General features: G+C 45.7%; 11 protein-coding genes. 5 read left to right on the forward strand and 6 right to left on the reverse strand.

The features are described 5' to 3' along the window. The first annotated feature begins 164 nt into the window (after positions 1 to 164). The 5 genes from miaA (at position 165) to P3T48_RS07010 (ending at position 7,043) form a co-directional block, all read left to right on the forward strand. Positions 165 to 1,124, forward strand: coding sequence for a tRNA (adenosine(37)-N6)-dimethylallyltransferase MiaA (miaA, locus tag P3T48_RS06990; RefSeq protein WP_276506162.1), 960 nt, complete (start codon positions 165 to 167; stop codon positions 1,122 to 1,124). Positions 1,125 to 1,155: 31 nt separating this feature from the next. Beyond that, a complete protein-coding gene (locus P3T48_RS06995) occupies positions 1,156 to 2,088 on the forward strand; it encodes a diacylglycerol/lipid kinase family protein (protein ID WP_276506163.1) in 933 nt (310 codons plus the stop codon). Between the two features lie 236 nt (positions 2,089 to 2,324). Beyond that, positions 2,325 to 4,268: a glycogen debranching enzyme N-terminal domain-containing protein gene (locus tag P3T48_RS07000; protein ID WP_276506164.1), complete on the forward strand. Its 1,944-nt coding sequence runs from the start codon at positions 2,325 to 2,327 to the stop codon at positions 4,266 to 4,268. Positions 4,269 to 4,285: 17 nt separating this feature from the next. After that, positions 4,286 to 5,554 carry a glycosyltransferase family 4 protein gene (locus tag P3T48_RS07005; RefSeq protein WP_022251983.1) on the forward strand — a complete coding sequence of 423 codons (1,269 nt, stop codon included), beginning with the start codon at positions 4,286 to 4,288 and terminating at the stop codon, positions 5,552 to 5,554. A 46-nt stretch (positions 5,555 to 5,600) separates the two neighbouring features. Continuing rightward, positions 5,601 to 7,043, forward strand: coding sequence for a glycoside hydrolase family 57 protein (locus P3T48_RS07010; RefSeq protein ID WP_276506165.1), 1,443 nt, complete (start codon positions 5,601 to 5,603; stop codon positions 7,041 to 7,043). A 105-nt stretch (positions 7,044 to 7,148) separates the two neighbouring features. Here P3T48_RS07010 and P3T48_RS07015 read toward each other — a convergent pair whose 3' ends face one another. The 6 genes from P3T48_RS07015 to P3T48_RS07040 form a co-directional block, all read right to left on the reverse strand. Next, the gene (locus tag P3T48_RS07015; RefSeq protein ID WP_276506166.1) at positions 7,149 to 9,092 is read right to left on the reverse strand and encodes a glycoside hydrolase family 28 protein; all 1,944 of its coding nucleotides are present in this window, start codon (positions 9,090 to 9,092) and stop codon (positions 7,149 to 7,151) included. Positions 9,093 to 9,357: 265 nt separating this feature from the next. After that, positions 9,358 to 10,305 carry an Rpn family recombination-promoting nuclease/putative transposase gene (locus tag P3T48_RS07020; RefSeq protein ID WP_276506167.1) on the reverse strand — a complete coding sequence of 316 codons (948 nt, stop codon included), beginning with the start codon at positions 10,303 to 10,305 and terminating at the stop codon, positions 9,358 to 9,360. Between the two features lie 112 nt (positions 10,306 to 10,417). Next, positions 10,418 to 11,332 carry an Rpn family recombination-promoting nuclease/putative transposase gene (locus tag P3T48_RS07025; RefSeq protein ID WP_276506168.1) on the reverse strand — a complete coding sequence of 305 codons (915 nt, stop codon included), beginning with the start codon at positions 11,330 to 11,332 and terminating at the stop codon, positions 10,418 to 10,420. 152 nt (positions 11,333 to 11,484) lie between these two features. Further along, positions 11,485 to 13,134: a DUF5123 domain-containing protein gene (locus P3T48_RS07030; protein ID WP_276506169.1), complete on the reverse strand. Its 1,650-nt coding sequence runs from the start codon at positions 13,132 to 13,134 to the stop codon at positions 11,485 to 11,487. 19 nt (positions 13,135 to 13,153) lie between these two features. After that, positions 13,154 to 15,130: a RagB/SusD family nutrient uptake outer membrane protein gene (locus P3T48_RS07035; protein WP_276506170.1), complete on the reverse strand. Its 1,977-nt coding sequence runs from the start codon at positions 15,128 to 15,130 to the stop codon at positions 13,154 to 13,156. Positions 15,131 to 15,154: 24 nt separating this feature from the next. Then, entirely contained in the window at positions 15,155 to 18,484 is a 3,330-nt protein-coding gene (locus tag P3T48_RS07040) for a SusC/RagA family TonB-linked outer membrane protein (RefSeq protein ID WP_276506171.1), read from the reverse strand. Positions 18,485 to 18,649: the final 165 nt, after the last annotated feature.

Below are 18,649 nucleotides of genomic sequence, written 5' to 3' on the forward strand. Positions count from 1 at the left end.
GAAGCGATATTCAACAATATTATAGGCCTGGCATTGCAAAATGCCAGGCTTTTTTGCGTTTAACACCCGTATGAAACCTTATTTCGGGTCTTTAAGTGATGCTAAACTTCTTTTTTTCGCTTTCTTTGTTTAGCTATATCAGAAATTTTTGTATCTTTGCCACCATGAAACAGACGATGATAACGATATTGGGTCCTACGGCAAGCGGAAAGACCAGTCTTGCTGCAGCCTTGGCTGCTGCTTTTCCTTCGCGTATGGACGGGATGGAAGCCGAGATTATCAGTGCTGACAGCCGACAGGTGTATCGCGGAATGGATATAGGAACGGGTAAGGATCTGGCCGACTATACTGTAGGGGACAGGCAGATTCCCTATCATCTCATAGATATCTGCGAGCCAGGAACCAAGTACAACCTCTTTCAGTATCAGCAAGACTTCTATGATGCCTATCAGGATGTTCTTAGAAGGGGGAGGTTGCCCATCCTTTGTGGCGGAACGGGACTTTATATTGAGTCCGTACTCAAGGGCTATCACCTCTCGCCTGTGCCTCAGAACCCTTTGCTTCGTGAGCGTCTTGCCGACAAGAGCCTGGCTGAGCTTACAGAGATGCTGCAACAGCTCAAGGCAAGGAACGGCTCGCATATGCACAACCGCACCGATGTCGACACAGCCCAGCGTGCCATTCGTGCCATAGAGATTGAGACTTATAATGCCGAGCATCCCATGCCCGAGAGGGAGCTGCCATCGGTTGACTCCTTGATTATCGGTGTGAGCATCGACCGTGAATCTCGTCGTGAGAAGATTACACGCCGACTGAGGCAACGCCTTGATGAAGGTATGGTTGATGAAATCAGATCGCTTCTCGACAGGGGCATTCCTGCAGAAGACTTGATATACTACGGCTTGGAATACAAGTTTGTCACAGAATATGCGACAGGTAAGACATCCTACGACGAGATGTTCCGAGGCTTGGAGATAGCCATACATCAGTTTGCCAAGCGACAGATGACATGGTTCCGCGGCATGGAGCGCAGAGGCTTTACCATACATTGGGTGGACGCCTTGCAGCCCATGGCAGATAAGGTGGAACAGATATTCGAACTGACAGGCGACGTGGACAGGTAAATCTTGAAATATAAAAAACAAAATATAGATCATGGCGGTTAATGAAAACAAGTGGGGATTGCTCTATTGCCCCCGTAACGGGTGGCGTGAAGGAAAACGCTGGCTCAAGATAGAGAAGGTGTTGCGCCAGCAGCATATCGACTACGACTTTGTGCAGAGTGAGAACCAGAAAAGTGTGGAACGGTTGGTGAAGATGTTTATCAACAATGGCTATAAGACAATAGTCATTGTGGGAGGCGACTCTGCACTCAATGATGCCGTCAACTGTCTGATGCAGGTAGACAAGGCTACTCGTGAAGGGATAGCCCTTGGCGTAATCCCTCATGGCATGATGAACGACTTCGCCCATTTCTGGGGATTCTCCGACAGCGATTATGAGCAGACTATCAAATGGTTGAAACAGCGCCGTATCAGGAAAATCGACTTGGGCTGTATCCGTTATACGAACAAGCGCGACGAGAAGTGCCATCGTTACTTCTTGAACTGCATCAACGTGGGCTTGATTGCCGCTATCATGAATCTGCGCCGCAAGACCCATCACTTCCTGGGTTCCCGCACACTTTCGTTCATCTCTTCTTTTGTGCTCATGATTTTCCAGCGCCTCGACTACAAGATGCATGTCAAGATCAATGAGGATGAGATACAGCGCAGGGTGATGACCATGTGCATAGGCAATGCCTCAGGATATGGGCAGACACCTAACGCCGTGCCCTATAACGGACTGCTCGATGTGTCGGTGGTGTATCATCCGCAGATCACACAGCTCTTCGAGGGATTCTATCTCTTCGTGCGTGGTAAGTTTCTCAACCATCGCAGTGTGCATCCTTACCGTACCCGTGAGGTGGAGGTGAAGGAGGCTTCGCATGCCCTCATCGGTGTGGATGGCCGTCTGATGAACACCCCTAAGGGTAGTTATAAGATAACGGTAGAGCAGGAGGTCATCAATTTCCTGATTCCTGCCTGATAAGAGGAGCGGGTAACTTGCTCCTCTTTTTTCGTATAAAGTGGTTGACGGCTGCCAGTCTGGGTGTTGTCAACATGCTGTTTTGCTCAAAAAGTAAGTTGATTTGGCTAAAAAAACATGATAAAGCAAAATTTCAACTATTTTTATCCGAAAAAACTTTGTTATACAACAAAAAATCGTTACCTTTGAACCAATCTAAAGTAATGTATTAAAAACTAAAACCTTAATATAGATCTATGAGTTATCTAAAATTCGAAAAGGCCCTGATGACTAACCTTCAAGAGTCATTGCCCAAGGAGTTGTTGCGTACCAACCGCTCTGGTGCTTATTCGTGCTCTACGATTGTGGACTGTAATACCCGCAAGTATCATGGTCTATTGGTTGTGCCGGTTCCAGAACTGGACGATGACAACCATGTGCTCCTGAGCTCGCTCGATGTTACGGTGATTCAGCATGGCGCTGAATTCAATCTTGGACTGCACAAGTATCAAGGCAACAACTACAATCCGATGGGACACAAGTACATCCGTGAATTCGATTGCGATAAGGTTCCTACCACGTTGTATCGTGTGGGAGGCGTCATTCTGAAGAAGGAAGTGGTGTTCCAGCATTATGAGAATCGTATTTTATTGCGTTACACCTTAGTGGATGGACATTCTGCCACTACACTGAGGTTCCGTCCTTTCCTTGCATTCCGCAGCGTGAGACAGTTTACTCACGAGAATGCGACTGCTTCAAGAGATTATGCTGAGGTCGACAATGGCATCAAGACATGTATGTATGCCGGTTATCCCGACCTGTTCATGCAGTTCTCCAAGAAGAATAATTTCATCTTCCAGCCCGACTGGTATCGTGGTGTGGAGTATCCCAAGGAGCAGGAGCGCGGCTATGCTTCCAATGAGGACCTCTATGTTCCCGGCTATTTCGAGATGAACATCAAGAAGGGTGAGACCATCGTCTTTGCCGCTTCCACATCCGAAATCAAATCGCGCAGTCTGAAGGCACTCTTCGACAAGGAAGTGAATGAGCGGGCGCCACGCGACAATTTCTTCCATTGTCTGGTCAATGCAGCCCATCAGTTCCATCGTCGCGAAAGCAACGACGACCGATACATCATTGCCGGTTATCCTTGGTTCAAGTGCCGTGCCCGCGACACGTTCATTTCTTTGCCTGGTCTGACACTCTCCATCGAGGAAGACGACTACTTCGAGTTGGTGATGAAGACCGCTATGAAGGGTTATTACGAGTTCATGGAGGGCAAGCCTGTCACCGTACATATTGCAGAGATTGACCAGCCCGATGTGCCTTTGTGGGCAGTATGGGCTTTGCAGCAGTATGCCAAGGAGAAAGGAAAAGAAGCTTGCCTCAAGAAGTACGGCAAGTTTATCAAGGATGTAGTGATGTATGTGAAGTGCAATCATCACCCCAACCTGAAGCTGATGCCCAACGGACTTCTTTACACCGACGGCAAGGACAAGGCTGTGACATGGATGAACTCCACTGCCAACGGGCATCCTGTTGTTCCCCGTACGGGATACATCGTCGAGTTTAATGCCTTGTGGTATAATGCCCTTTGCTTCTGTGCCTCTCTGTGCGAGTTGGCAGGCAAGGAGAAAGATCAGCAGCAGTTCCTCGAGGCAGCCGAACTTGCCAAGCAGTCGTTCCTCGACACTTTCCTCAACGAGTATGGTTATCTATACGACTATGTTGACGGCAAGATGATCGACTGGAGTGTTCGTCCCAATATGATATTCCCTGTAGCCTTCGACTACTCTCCATTGTCGCAGGACCAGAAGAAGCGTGTGCTCGACATCTGTACCCGAGAGCTTCTTACACCTAAGGGGCTGCGTTCACTCTCGCCAAAGAGTGGCGGATACAACCCTGTCTATGTAGGTCCGCAGAGCCAACGCGACTATGCTTATCATCAGGGTACAGCATGGCCATGGCTGGGTGGCTTCTATATGGAGGCAAGTCTGAAGATGTATAAGCGTACACGTCTGAGCTTCGTAGAACGCCAGATGGTGGGCTATGACGATGAGATGTCATGCCATTGTTTGGGCACTATCAGCGAGCTCTTCGATGGCAACCCTCCATTTACAGGGCGAGGTGCTATCTCCTTTGCCATGAATGTGGCAGAGATTCTGCGTGCGCTCGAACTACTTGAAAAATATCAATATTAAATAAGGAGGACTGCAATATGAAAGTATTAATGTTTGGATGGGAGTATCCTCCTCATGTATTTGGTGGCTTGGCTACTGCCAATTTTGGTATCTCACAGGGATTGCATGCTCAGGGCGATGTGGATATCACTCTCTGTCTGCCTCATCCTTTTGGTGATGAAGACCGCAGTGCCGCTAAAATTGTAGCCATGAACTGTGTGCCTATAGCCTGGCGCGATGTCAACTATGACTATGTGAAGCAGCGTGTGGGCAACATCATGGACCCTAATGACTATTTCCGTTATCGTGATCATATCTATGCCGACTTCAATTATATGAATGTCAATGACCTCGGCTGTATGGGCTTTGCTGGTGGATATCCTTCCAACCTTCACGACGAAATCAATAACTATTCTGTCATTGCAGGAGTGGTGGCTCGTTCTGAGGAGTTCGACATCATTCATGCTCACGACTGGCTTACCTTCCCCGCAGGTATCCACGCTAAGAAGGTGAGTGGAAAGCCTCTGTGCATCCACGTGCATGCCACCGACTTCGACCGAAGCCGTGGCAAGGTGAACCCTACTGTTTATTCTATCGAGAAGGATGGTATGGACAACGCCGATTGCATCATGTGTGTGTCGGAGCTTACCCGTCAGACAGTCATCAATCAGTATCATCAGGACCCACGCAAGTGTTTTGCCATGCACAATGCTGTTTATCCATTGAAGCAGGAGTGGCAGGACATTCCTCGTCCTGACCATAAGGGCAAGGAGAAGGTGGTAACCTTCTTGGGACGTATCACTATGCAGAAAGGTCCGGAATACTTTGTCGAGGCTGCCAATATGGTGTTGCATCGTACTCGCAATGTGCGTTTCTGTATGGCTGGTTCCGGCGATATGATGAATCAGATGATTTATCTCGCTGCAGAGCGTGGCATTGCCGACCGTTTCCACTTCCCGGGATTCATGCGTGGCAAGCAGGTGTATGAGTGCCTGAAAGACTCTGATGTCTATGTCATGCCTTCGGTGAGCGAGCCTTTTGGTATCTCTCCTTTGGAGGCCATGCAGTGTGGCACGCCTACGATTATCTCCAAGCAGAGTGGTTGTGGTGAAATCCTGACCAACTGTATCAAGGTAGACTACTGGGACATTCATGCTCTGGCTGATGCCATCTATAGCATTTGCCACAACGAGAGTCTCTTCGACTATCTGTCTGTGGAAGGCAAAAATGAGGTCGACCAGATAACCTGGGAGAAGGTGGGAGCACGCATCAAGGACCTTTACCTCAAGACACTGGGGTGGAAGTAGGTGTGAAGTGAAGAGTGAAGTTAAACGTTCAAATTTTATTTTTTTTATGAAGACAATTTGTTTATATTTCGAAATACATCAGATCATCCATCTGAAGAGGTATCGTTTCTTCGATATCGGTACCGACCATTATTACTACGATGACTATGAGAACGAGCGTAATATCAGTGATATTGCTGAGCGTTCTTATATGCCTGCCCTCACAGCTCTTGAGGATATGATCAAGGCTAACGGACAGTATTTCAAGGTGGCTTTCTCTATCTCTGGTGTGGGTATGGAGCAGTTGGAGCTACATGCGCCTCAGGTGTTGGAGAAGTTGCAGGATCTCAACAAGACTGGTTGCGTAGAGTTCCTCGCCGAACCTTATTCTCATGGCTTGGCATCTCTCGTCAACGAGGAGAGTTTTAAAGCCGAAGTACAGCGTCAGGCTGCCAAGATGGAGGAGTACTTTGGCAAGAAGCCACAGGTGCTGCGCAACTCTTCACTCATCTATAGCGATGATATCGGTTTGCAGGCTTCACAGATGGGTTTTGCCGGCATGCTTACCGAGGGTGCCAAGCATGTGTTGGGATGGAAGTCTCCTCACTATGTTTACAACTGTGCCCTGGCTCCAAAGCTCAAGCTCTTGCTGCGTGATGTGCGCCTGAGCGATGATGTCTCTCTGCGTTTCAACAACAGCAACTGGGACGGCTATCCTCTCTTCGCCGACAACTATATCAATCAGATTGCTGCCCTGCCTCAAGAGGAGCAGATAATCAATATCTTCATGGAGCTGTCTGCTCTCGGTATTGCCCAGCCCTTGTCAAGCAACATTCTGGAGTTCCTGAAGGCTCTGCCAGCTTGCGCCAAGGAGAAGGGCATCACCTTCTCTACTCCTATCGAGATTTGCAAGAAGATGAAATCGGTAGGCGAGTTGAATGTTCCTGATACCCTGAGTTGGGTAGACGAGGAGCGCGATGTCAGCACATGGTTGGGTAACTCTATGCAGCGTGAGGCTTTCAACAAACTTTATAGTGTTGCCGACCGTGTCCGCATTGCCAACGATCCTCGTATCAATCAAGACTGGGATTACCTGCAGGCAAGTAACAACTTCCGCTTTATGACCACCAAGCCCAGCAATGTGGGTCTCGACCGTGGTATCTACAGCGATCCTTTCGATGCTTTCACCAACTATATGAATATTCTTGGCGACTTCCTCAATCGTGTCAACGACTTGTATCCTTCTGATGTGGATAACGATCAGCTGGAGGGCCTTCTCACCACCATCAAAAATCAGGATGAGGAAATCGAGGTAAAGGACAAGGAGATTGTCCGTCTGCAGGCTAAGCTCGAGAAGATAGAGAAAGAGGCAGAAAAACTCCGTGCCGAGAAACCTGCTGCAGCTAAGAAGGCTCCAGCTAAGAAGACTGCAACAAAAGCTCCTGCTGCAGCCAAGAAGACCCCAGCTAAGAAAGCTGCTGTTAAGGCTGAAACGGCAGAAAAGAAGTAATTGTATTATTTCCTATAAACATAAAAAGGCAATCTGTCAAACAACAGATTGCCTTTTTGTTTCTTCTATATTGATAGGTGATAAGCTTGCCGTTATGAGCATTGGTTACTTCACGACAAACTTTTTATTGTTGAAGATATAGATACCTTTCTTCAGACCTTCGGAACCATTCTGTGCCACTACACGGCCACCGAGGTCATAGATATTGTTGTCTGCCATTGCTTGGTTGTCAACTCTCACGCCAGCTATATTGCTGGAAGCTTCGCTGTAGAGCGTTATAGCCAATATACATTGCTTCACTTTAGGAGTAAAGGTGAGGGTGTGTTCTACAGGTGTTGCAAAGCTGATGCTGTATTTCTTTACGCTTTTATCCTTAGGAAAAATATAGGTCGTAGCATCATAGTTTACACAATTAATCTCGCCAATGTATGCATCAGCGGTATCATAGTTGTTTCGTCCCTCTATATCCATCTTGACTATCTTAATACCATCAGGAATGTTGATGGTATATTGGTTAGCACTAAACTTGATGTAGTTAGTTCCTGAGCCAACGTCGTATTTCTTGCCATTCTCGTTAGAGATAGAGAAACCATTGCTGAAGGTTCCTGCAGTAGCATCAGTTAGGGTCTTTGAATTCAAGGTAAAAGGCCCCTTTGTATCTGTAATGGAAGAACCTGTAGATGTCGCATTGCACTGATCCTCGTAGGTAGAGTCAAACTTCTTGAGCCAGATAGCACCATTGCTTACGGTAATCTTAGAACCATTCTTGAATACGAGATTATCCACGAAACGGATATCGATACCCTTCTTGGCGGATATCTGTACGTTGTCGAGTGTCACGTTCTTGATGTGGCTCTCAGGGCGACCAACAAAGAAGATAGCGTTGCCATCGCAAACATCTGTTGTCTTCACATTCTGCAGATAAATACCATTATAGGTTGGGGTAGTGCTATCCAATGCTCTTGCGTTAGCCTTGTCTACCGCAGGATCGCTATTGTAGTTTTTGTCGTAGAAGCAGTCGATAGAGAGTGGGTTCTTAACCTTGGTCATAGTGAAGTTAGTAAACTTCCAGTCTTCCTCACCACCGCCACGGAGAGTACCATCACTATTGATGCCTGTCTTCATACGGATACCAGCTGTGGTACCATTCATGGTGATGTTATCGAACCATACATGCTTGATGTTCTTAGTATAGCTACCGATAGAAGCACCATGGCCTGTACCGAAGTCGCAGTTCCATACATGGATGTACTGTGCGTCATTGTCGCAAACTACATTATCGTCACCATTGCTGATATTACAGTTGTAGATGTTGACGTATGGACCCCAGATAGAGACACCATCCGTGTTATGAGATGCCTTGCCCTTTCCTGCTTCTGAAGCAGGTTCGCTGATGGTTACGCCATGAATAGTAGCATGACTTGCCTTACCGCTATTACTGATGGTGATGTTCACACCTGGAGTATTCTGAATTTTGAAGTTGCGGAGCAAGAAACGCTGACCCTGTTCGAAGCGTATCATCGCACCAGGGTTGAAGGTCTCGCTTTGCTCTTTTGCCAGCCACCAGCGTGCGCCCTGGCCGTCGATGATAGAAGTCTCGCCTTCACCCTCGATAACAACATCGGTAACATTCTTGCCCTTGTTCTTACAACCGATGAATACTGTCTTGTTGTTAGGAGCCTTACCATATTCCACGAGCTTCAGGGTGGCACCTGCGCAAAGGTGGAGTACGGTCTTAGACTTGATGCTGAGTACCTCGGTCTTACTTGTCATCTGGTCTGTGCTGCCAAACATCCATGTACCAGCAGGAATTACTACCATACCGCCAGTAGTAGGAACAGCATCCAGTGCTTTCTGAATAGCTTTGGTGTTGTCTGCTGCCGATATGGAGGCACCGTAGTTAGTGATGTTAAATGTATTTGCTGATGTGATGGCTGGCAATTGTGGTAACTCAACTGCTGTCCATCCTTCAGGAGTGTTCTGGGCATTTTGCTCAGCGTTGATTCCCGCAAAGGTAGTCTGTGCCTTTGCGAGTACGGGTAATGTCATAAGTGCTGCAAGCACCATTTTTTTGAAAAAAGTCTTGTTCATAAATTAGGCTTATATTTATTATATGGCAAAATTACAATTATTCTATATATAACAAGGTGTAAACCTCAGAAAATTATACGAAAACGATTACGTATAAGGAATACTTTTATGTTCACTTCCTCTTCGATGAATCTACGAGACAGTCTTGTTCTTTGGAAGTAGGGGAGTGGTAATGAAATAAAAAAGTGCAATGCCCAATGTGAGCATTGCACTTCCTATGCGCTTATGATTTTAATTTCTTGATTTCCTCTATAGATAAACCTGTGGATTGGAAAATGATGTCAATTGGTGTGTTTAAAGCAAGAAGTTTGAGGGCGATTTCTTTGGCTTTTTCTTTTTCTCCTTCTGCTCTTCCTTCAGCTCTTCCTTCGATTCTTCCTTCTGTTAGACCATCTTGATATCCTTCGTCACGGCTGGTATCGAAGAGGCTCTTCATGTGTCTAACTGCTTCTAAATGGCGGTAATAGGCTTGTTTGTCTTTTTGAGAGAGTGAATCTACACGCAGGCGTTCGCGTGCCTCTGGTAATCCTGCAGCAGTGGCTTTTGAACTGATAGAACCTGTTTTTAGAAATTCAATCCATTCATCAAGTGGAGTGGTCGCTACCTTGTCAAAATCATTGACACGTAGTATGTAGTACTCTGGGAACAAGTCACCAGGACTCTTCCTTAACTCCAATTTATCATCTTTGATACCAAAGAATTTCTCATTCTGTCGGATGGAGAGTTTAAGTGTATCATGTGGTTCGTGTTCACCGACGAACTCGGTTTTGCCATGGTAAACATAATCTTTGCCTTGTCCCAGTTCAAAATAGACGATGTTGATGGAATACACCTTGCGGACAGCTTCGTATGGCTTGCCAAGACCAATATATTCCGTTATCGCTTTAGAAACTCCATAGAGCATGCGATGGAAATAGGTTTGCTCTCGACTGTTTTGTACTTCAATGATGCACAACTGTTCGTTTTCGCTTTCTGCCAGAATATCTACTCGGTTATATTTATCGTCCTCGTCTTCTTGGTTGCTTTCGCTCTCTAAGAAACGGTGAATCTTAAATTTCTTTCCTAATAATGAAGACAAAAAGCCCTCAAGCACAACATAGTTAGCTTTGTTGCGCAGCAGACGTTTCATCGCCCAGTCGAATCTTATATAATTGTCTTCGTTAGTTACCATATCTTAACTATTTTAATACCTCGCTGCAAAGATACATTTTTCTTTTGTAACTTCCAAGTGAAACAACAAAAAAAGTGCAATGCCCGATGTGAGCATTGCACTTCCTATGCGCTTATGATTTTAATTTCTTGATTTCCTCTATAGATAAACCTGTGGATTGGAAAATGATGTCAATTGGTGTGTTTAAAGCAAGAAGTTTGAGGGCGATTTCTTTGGCTTTTTCTTTTTCTCCTTCTGCTCTTCCTTCCACTCTTCCTTCTGCTCTTCCTTCAGCTCTTCCTTCAGCTCTTCCTTTTGCTTCTCCTTTTATTATTCCTTTTTCCTCTGCATGCTTATATACTGCATAATTGTCCCACATGACCATCATGCTGTTGTCGTATTTCTCCTGCTCTTCTTTTGTCAGGGTCTTTGAGTCTGCTATTTCTGCCAGTCTCTTGAATATTTTGTGCTGAGCCTCAAAAGGCATTTTCTCTAAAGTCTCCATATGCTTCAAATTATAAATCCAACAATCTAAAAACGTATTACACTCCTCTTCTTTCTTTTTGAAAAGGGGCATCACCAAGTAGATGAAACGGATTTTGTTAGAATAAACTTCTCCGCTTTCTTTGTCTGCCAGCACAACGTCTGTTCTAAACTTCTTAGGTGTATTTTCGTCTACATCGAAGTTCATGAAGCAGATTACGTAAACAGGCGTAAGATGGTAGTCCCATTGTCCTTTTACGCCTTGGTCAACTATCGTTTTAGAAGCATAAAACAGAGAGCGGTCTATGAAATAAGCCTGACTTTTGTTTTGCATCTCGACGATAATGTGCTCGCCAGTGTCAGTTGTACAAAAGACATCGTATATGATTCCTCTTTGGTCTTTTGTTTCCGGCAACATTTCCTTGTCCTTAAACTTGACATTAGTAATGTGTTGTTCTCCTAAGAGAAGTTGGTTTAAGAATTCTATCAGCAAGTCTTTGCTGTATTCTTGACCGAAGATTCTCTTGAACGACCAGTCTGAGAAAGGGTTGATGTATCTTGCCATATTTTAACTATTTTAATACCTCGCTGCAAAGATACATTTTTCTTTTGTAACTTCCAAGTGAAACAACAAAAAAAGTGCAATGCCCGATGTGAGCATTGCACTTCCTTTATAGTTTGTTATAGCGAAGCATCTTGTGGATGCTTGCTATTTGCTTATTCTGCTTTGTACCAGCGTGGGTCACCGATACGGTCGTCTATCTTCATTGTGAAGTTGTGGTTGGCAGGATCAGTGAAGATCTCATCTGATGTCAAGCTGCCTGCAGCGAACTCCTTGATGTCGTTAGAACCGTAAACACAATCCTTTGCACGCATAGATTCGTTGATAACAATAGAACCTGTAGTGCGGACACCTCTTGCTGCTGCATCCATGGACATACCAAGAACAGTTCTGATGATAGTCAGGTTGGTGCTCAACTTGTTGGAATCCATGAAATACTTACTACCGGCAACGTTGTTGTAGAAGGTACAGTCGCTGATAGTCACGCCGCCAGAGATAGCAGCCTTCAACTGGATGAAGTTGTGGCTTGTAGTATCGAATGTAGAATTCTTCAATTCCAACTTACCTACATTTGTGTTGACATGACCGATGTAGAATACTGGGTAACCACCACCAGTAGACATGTTAGTCATCACGCAGTTGTCAACCAAAATCTTATCAACGCTAACTACACCACCCTTTGTACGGAATACAGAACTTTCGAAGCCAGAGAATGTACAATCTGTGAATGACAATTCACCTACAGCAGCATCTTTATCCTGATTGATGAGGTATTGGCAACCTGTATCCTTCATACTTACGTTCTGGAAACGGATGTAAGCGTGTGAGCCTGCGATGTCGAGGCACTTCTTCCAGTTCAAAACAGGTTTGCTCTCGCCAGCCAAGCCGAAGAATGTAACTGAAGCACCCTCAGGAATCTTTACGTTGGCATCTGTACCATCCTCTGCTTTAGAAACCAGAGTGTAAGTCTGACCAGCCTGCAAACCGATGGTAATAGCAACATTGGTCTTACCAGTCTTCTCCTGAGCAGCTGTTACGATGTTTGCAATCACGTCGTTGTTGATGGTTGTGATAGATGGATCCAACTCTACCTTCTCGTCACCAGCAGGCATTGCAGCTGCAGTGCTTGCTGTAACAGAACCACGCTTTGTGTCATTGTAATAGATGTTGATGGTGTAATTGGTTGAAGGTGTCAAACCTGTAATGGTATAGCGGCCTGCAGCCTTTGCCTCGTCATCCAACTCGATGGTGCGTGGCTCCTGTCCTTCCTCTTCTGTACCATCTGATACAGTCAACTTGGTAACAGCCTTGCTTGCGTCCCAAGATACGGTGATGAAGTCTTCGCCACGATCAGCGTTTGCTACAGCATTCATGATCTGTTCTGACTTGGTCTTGAAGGTAGTCTTTGTGCTTGAAGCATAGTGTACCCAATGGCTGGCAGTCTTCTGAGAAGAGAGCGCACGTATACGGAGTGAGTACTCTGTATCGCCGATAAGACCAGTGATGGTATAAGGACTGTTATCAGTCTCGAAGGTAAGCACCTCGTCAGAATTGTCCCATGCCTCATCGTTTTCCAAAGTTGCAGTAGTCACTTGAATCTCAAATTTCTCTGCACCATTTGCCTTCATCATGCCGGCATCGAAGGTGACTTCAGCCTCAGTGTCTGTTGGATCTACTGACAGAGATGTTGCGCTAAAGCAGCGGTCTAAGGTTGGGTCGATGTCCCAGTCCATCTTGTCAGTACAAGAGACCAATGTTGCAGCGAGCAACATGATGGCCCAAACTGAATATTTTATTGTTTTCATTGTTGTCTTTTGTTAATGATTAGAAACCATAAGAGTTTGCCAAAGCGTTTCTTGAGTCGGCAATAGTCTTGGTGTAGATAGGCAAGATGTAACGGTTCTTCACACCATGGTCAGGTGTTTCTAATGTACCGTCGATGCTTGTACCTACAAGACCTGCACTGATGGTCTTCAGGTTTTTAGTATACTCAGAGTCAGATTTGTCTCTTGCCTCTTCGTCTTTATAACCACAACCTGTAGCTTTGTTATCATAGTCATTCTCGGTCTTGCCATTCTCTAAGCCATACCAAGCGATAGAACTCTCGTCGATGCGAGTCTTGGTGGCATCGGTATAGTTGAAGTAGATAGTGGTAGGCCACTCCATACATTTCTGAGCATACTCAGCCTTAGCTTCTGCTATTTTGCTTGCCAGCATACCCCAACGTACGAGATCCCACTTACGTGCACATTCGCCAGTCAACTCCCAAGCATTCTCCTGAGCGATATCGTTCAAGAACTGCTCCTTGTTGTGGTTGGCAGCAGCCTGCAAGAAGTCACCTTCGATAGAAGTATCGTTGTTGCTTTCCTTCACACCACGGTTATGAACCATAGCCAAAGCCTGAAGTGCTGTCATGCCTGCATCGCCCTGGTAGTTGCCATTGGCACCAGCCAACTCGTTCATTACCTCAGCATACATCAACAGAACCTGTGAGTAACGCATCTTTACAACGTTAACACCAGTGGTTACCTTATCTGTAGAAGCCTTTGCAGCAGCCTTCCACTCTTCGCCCATCCACTCAGGACGCCACTTACCAATAGTGATGCCGAATGGCTTCACGCTCTGCTTGTCTGGCTTCACATCTCCAAAACCTTCTACTGTTTGACCATTTAATTCTCCATACTGTACAGGGCAGCATGTTACGTTGCGACGAGTATCCTCTTTCTCGTAAGAGTAGAGGAGGGTAGCTGTGGTATTCAACTTACCAGAAGAGTTACCTTTTTTGCCAAATTCTGATGTAGAACCTTTGATTCGCTTACCTACTGTATAGCCAAGCTCACCTGAAACATTCAGCAACATAGGAAGCTCGAAGATATTCTCTCGGTAAGTCTGGTCGAGTTGACGCGCATTGAGAAGCTGCCACTCGTTCTTGAAACTTGGGTTCATACTGTGCTTACCACTATTGATGAGTTCAGTCAGCTTAGCCAAAGCCTTCTCGTAGTATACCTTACGGGTAGCCTCGTCAGGACGCTGAGTAGGGTAGGTAGGATCTGAGAACTCTGGGAGAGTCTCGTAACCTTCCTTAGCACTTTCACGGATAGCATAGCCTGCACGAGTCAGTGCTACCTGTGCATAGAGCGCATCAGCATAGCCCTTGGTAGCATGCTCGGTAGTATAGTTGCCTGTACCTGCCCATGGTAGCAAGTTAGAAGCCTCTTCCAAGTCTACAAGCAGACCATCGAGAATTACATCACGGTCGGTCTTTCCCTCGTAGGCATCGCTCAAGTCTGGCTTGGTAGCAGATGTCTTGTAAGGTACATCACCCCAAAGGCGAACCAAGTCGAGGTAGAGCATAGCTCGAAGAGTCAGTACTTCGCCCAAGTAGCGCTTCATGGCTGTTTCTTCAGCGATAGAACTGCTACGGATACCCTCGATGGCTTTGTTGCAATATTCGATACAGCCATAGATGTTGGTCCATGTTGTACCCAAGTTAGCCCATCCGTCTGCAGTACCATTGTAGTTCATGTAACCACGCTCGTTAGAAGATGTTGAGGTTGATCCCAAACCATCGATTAACTCGGTATCTGTGTTGGCACCGTATGAGATGGTCATACGGTTGGCATACATATTATCCTGTCCGAAATCACCATAAATTTTGTTGATTTCAAGACCTGTGAAATAGCTTGAGTTGAACACGTTCTCTTGGTCCAGAGCTGAGTCAGCTTTCTGATCAAGGAAGTCGGAGCAACTTGTCAGCATGACACCCATTGAGAGTGCTGCTATTCCTAATATCTTTTTCATATTTTGTTTTCTCCTTTGTCTAAATTAGAAAGTCACGTTAATACCAGCTACGAAAGAACGGCTCTTTGGATAAGCTGCGTAGTCGATACCTGGTGTCATAGGATTGCCCTTAGAAGATGTGTCCACCTCTGGGTCGTAACCACTGTAGTTGGTGAAGCAGTATACGTTGTAAGCAGTGAAGTATACACGTACGCTCTCAAGCCAAGCTTTCTTTACCCAGTTCTTAGGCAATGTGTAACCTACGGTAATGTTGTTGATGCGCAAGAATGAAGCATCCTCCAAGTAGGTATCCAAAATCACCATATTGCTGTTGGCTGCTGGATTCCATACGTTAGCATTGGCGTTGATCTCGTTGAGACGGCTCATCAAGCCCTCAACACCACCATAAGCTTCTACAGTTGACCTTGAAGGACGACCGAGGTTCAAACCATTTTCTGGGTCTACCCATGTGTAACGATTGTTAGAGTTGTAATCATTGATAATGTTCCAACCTGGAGAAGAATTGCTGTAGAAAGAAGCACCCTGAGCTGTAGCATTGTAGATCTTGTTGCCCAAAGAATAGTTACAGAAGATGTTGAAGTCGAAGTTACCGAAGTTAGTCTTCCACATACCATCGAAACCGAAACCACCAGTTACTTCAGGAACGGTATTGCCCAAGCGCTGGAAGACAGGATCACCATTCTCATCACATTCTACCTTGGCACCACCAGGATAGAGAGAACCACCAAACTTAGAGTAAGATTTGTTATTTACGTCACCACCTACATGACCGTCAGCCTCTGTAGCCAAGCGCCACTTGGCACCATCATAGATAAGGTCGCCTGTGCCTGTTGCAGGGTCGAATACGGTATAGAAACCTTGCTGCTTGTAGCCCCAAAGCTCACCTAAGCGGCCACCTTCCTCGAGCAGGAAGTCACCATTACCCTTGGTTACCTTGGTACCACCCCAGCTTGATGTCTCAAAGTGCTCGCCACCTTCCAACTTGTCAATCTTGTTCTTGTTGTAAGAGATGTTGAAGTTGAAGTTGAGGTTAAACTTCTTGCTGTCTATGATAGCAGCATTCAGTGCCCACTCAATACCCTTGTTAGAGGTAGTACCTACGTTCTGGTACTGACGCTCATAACCTGTTGCTGAAGGCAAAGTCTGAAGCATCAACAAGTTCTTGGTTGTATTCCAATAGAAGTCCAATGTACCGTAGATGCGGCCACGGAGGAAACCGTAGTCGATACCGAAGTTACGGGTTGTAGTGGTTTCCCACTTCAAGTTAGGATTGTAGAGAACGGTCTTGCCGTTAGCCTTATAAGACTCGAGCATACCAGTGTTCACCTCATTGAAGCCTGGGTGCTTGCCAGCAGCATCAGCCACGCCATAAGTAGGAGAAAGCATACCAGAAGGGATGCGGTTGTTACCTGCTGTACCCAAAGAGAGACGAAGCTTCAAGTTAGAGAGCCACTTGTCGGCACCCTTCATAAACTTCTCGTCAGACATACGCCATGCCAAAGCCAATGATGGGAACAAGCCCCAACGATTGCCCTTACCAAACTTAGAAGAACCATCCTCACGCAGAGTGAAGGTCATCAAGTACTTGTCTGCCAAGGTGTAGTTGATACGACCGAAGAAAGAAAGCATATTGTCCTTAGCCTTGATGTCTACCTCGTTGCCAAGAGTGCTTTCTGCTGTATTGGTGAAAGAAAGAATCTGATCGATAGTGAAATCAACAGGGAAGTCTACTGATGTGCTGGTACGTGTAGTCTGCATATCAGAGCTCCACTCATGACCAATCAATACGTTCAGGTGATCACGGCCACCGAAGAGCTTATTGTTGTCATAAGTCAAAGTATTGGCGTTGCGCCATGACTTGTATGTGTCGCGTACGAACTGAGCTTGAGGACGACCATTGTGACCAAACTTAGAGTTGTTAACAGCCAAAGCAGTCCATGCCTGGTCTGTGTCATAGTATTTCCAGCCATAGCCAAACTCGGTCTTGGCTGTCCAGTGCTTGAATGGTTTCCATGTCAGAGCAGCATTGTAGTTCTGCTGGAAACGTGTCTGCAATTTGTAAGTACCATCCAGACGCTCCATTGGTGAGCGGCGTGAAGAAGATGAGTTTTCCTCGTCTTCATCAGCAGATACCAACTCCTGGATAGGAGCGAAGGTGATGGTCTGTGCTACGGTTGAGTTGGCTGCATTGCTATCATTGGTGTCAGCACCACCGCTAAGGCCCTTGATCTTCTGGTATGCCATACGAGCATTAAAGTCGAATGTAAGCCACTTGTTGAGCTTGGCCTGCAACTTAGCACCGATGTTGTCCTTGTTGTAGCCAGATTTCTCCATGATGCTGTTCTCCTGATTGTGAGCATAGCTTACATTGTACTTGAAGTCCTTGCTACCACCACTTACGTTGGCATTGTAGATAGCCTGTGTACCTGTACGACCGAATACCTCATCCTGGAAGTTGTGACCTGCTCTTGATTTCCAGATGTCATAGTCTGCATAGTTACCATAGTTGCTACCACCCAGGTTTGATGGGTTGTTGCTGGCGCTTGCAGTTTCGTACTGGTAGAGTACGAATTCATAAGGATTGAGAACTTCGATTTCCTTTGCGTTCTTCTTCCAGCCGTAAGATGCGTTGAAGTTTACCTGAGTCTTACCTTCAGAACCACTCTTGGTAGTAATGATGATAACACCATTAGCACCACGGGCACCATAAATAGCTGTAGAAGAGGCATCCTTCAAAACGTCGATGGTTGCAATTTCGCTGGGAGCGATATCGCTGATAGAGCTTACAGGGAAGCCATCGACAATGTAAAGAGGAGAGTTGTCCTGTGACAGAGAACCACCACCACGTACACGAATCTTCACATCAGCATCAGGTGAACCTTCAGTTGTGGTGATGTTCACACCAGCCAACTTACCTGTCATGGCCTCGCTGACGTTAGAAACTGGAACGTTGGCGATTTCCTTAGAAGAAATGGAAGACACAGAACCTGTCAAGTCCTTCTTCTTTACAGTACCGTAACCGATAACGACAACATCGTTAAGGCTGTTGGACTCGTCCTCGAGCTTAACGGAAACGGTTGATTTACCTGCAACATTCACGATCTGAGTCTTCATACCGATGTATGAAATCTTCAGTTTCTTACTGTTGCCTTTCAATGTTAAGGTGAAATTACCATCAATATCGGTAGCAACGCCATTGCTCTGCACACCCTGCTCGAAGACAGAGGCGCCGATAACTGGCTCGCCCGTATTGTCGATAACTGTACCCTTTACGGTTTGCGCAGATAGGCTTGCTGCAAAAAACAGCATGATGCTAACCAACGCAATTCTAATTTGTTTTAAATTACCAGACATACATTTATTTGGTTAGATTAGTAAAAAAATATATTTCTTCGCTGCAAAGATACTATCTTTTTTGGTTTTTTAATAAATATGGTGTGTTAAAATCTACGTAAACGTTTTCAATATTTGCGTAAAAAAAATTTTTACGTATAAAAAACAAAAGGTGCAACACCCACG

It is taken from the genome of Segatella intestinalis (assembly GCF_029348455.1).
Taxonomy (GTDB): domain Bacteria; phylum Bacteroidota; class Bacteroidia; order Bacteroidales; family Bacteroidaceae; genus Prevotella.

Excerpts from the sequence above, each read along its gene's own strand:
- miaA (WP_276506162.1), top strand. The coding sequence starts at position 165 with ATGAAACAGACGATGATAACGATATTGGGTCCTACGGCAAGCGGAAAG.
- P3T48_RS06995 (WP_276506163.1), top strand. The coding sequence starts at position 1,156 with ATGGCGGTTAATGAAAACAAGTGGGGATTGCTCTATTGCCCCCGTAAC.
- P3T48_RS07000 (WP_276506164.1), top strand. The coding sequence starts at position 2,325 with ATGAGTTATCTAAAATTCGAAAAGGCCCTGATGACTAACCTTCAAGAG.
- P3T48_RS07005 (WP_022251983.1), top strand. The coding sequence starts at position 4,286 with ATGAAAGTATTAATGTTTGGATGGGAGTATCCTCCTCATGTATTTGGT.
- P3T48_RS07010 (WP_276506165.1), top strand. The coding sequence starts at position 5,601 with ATGAAGACAATTTGTTTATATTTCGAAATACATCAGATCATCCATCTG.
- P3T48_RS07015 (WP_276506166.1), bottom strand. The coding sequence starts at position 9,092 with ATGACATTACCCGTACTCGCAAAGGCACAGACTACCTTTGCGGGAATC.
- P3T48_RS07020 (WP_276506167.1), bottom strand. The coding sequence starts at position 10,305 with ATGGTAACTAACGAAGACAATTATATAAGATTCGACTGGGCGATGAAA.
- P3T48_RS07025 (WP_276506168.1), bottom strand. The coding sequence starts at position 11,332 with ATGGCAAGATACATCAACCCTTTCTCAGACTGGTCGTTCAAGAGAATC.
- P3T48_RS07030 (WP_276506169.1), bottom strand. The coding sequence starts at position 13,134 with ATGAAAACAATAAAATATTCAGTTTGGGCCATCATGTTGCTCGCTGCA.
- P3T48_RS07035 (WP_276506170.1), bottom strand. The coding sequence starts at position 15,130 with ATGAAAAAGATATTAGGAATAGCAGCACTCTCAATGGGTGTCATGCTG.
- P3T48_RS07040 (WP_276506171.1), bottom strand. The coding sequence starts at position 18,484 with ATGTCTGGTAATTTAAAACAAATTAGAATTGCGTTGGTTAGCATCATG.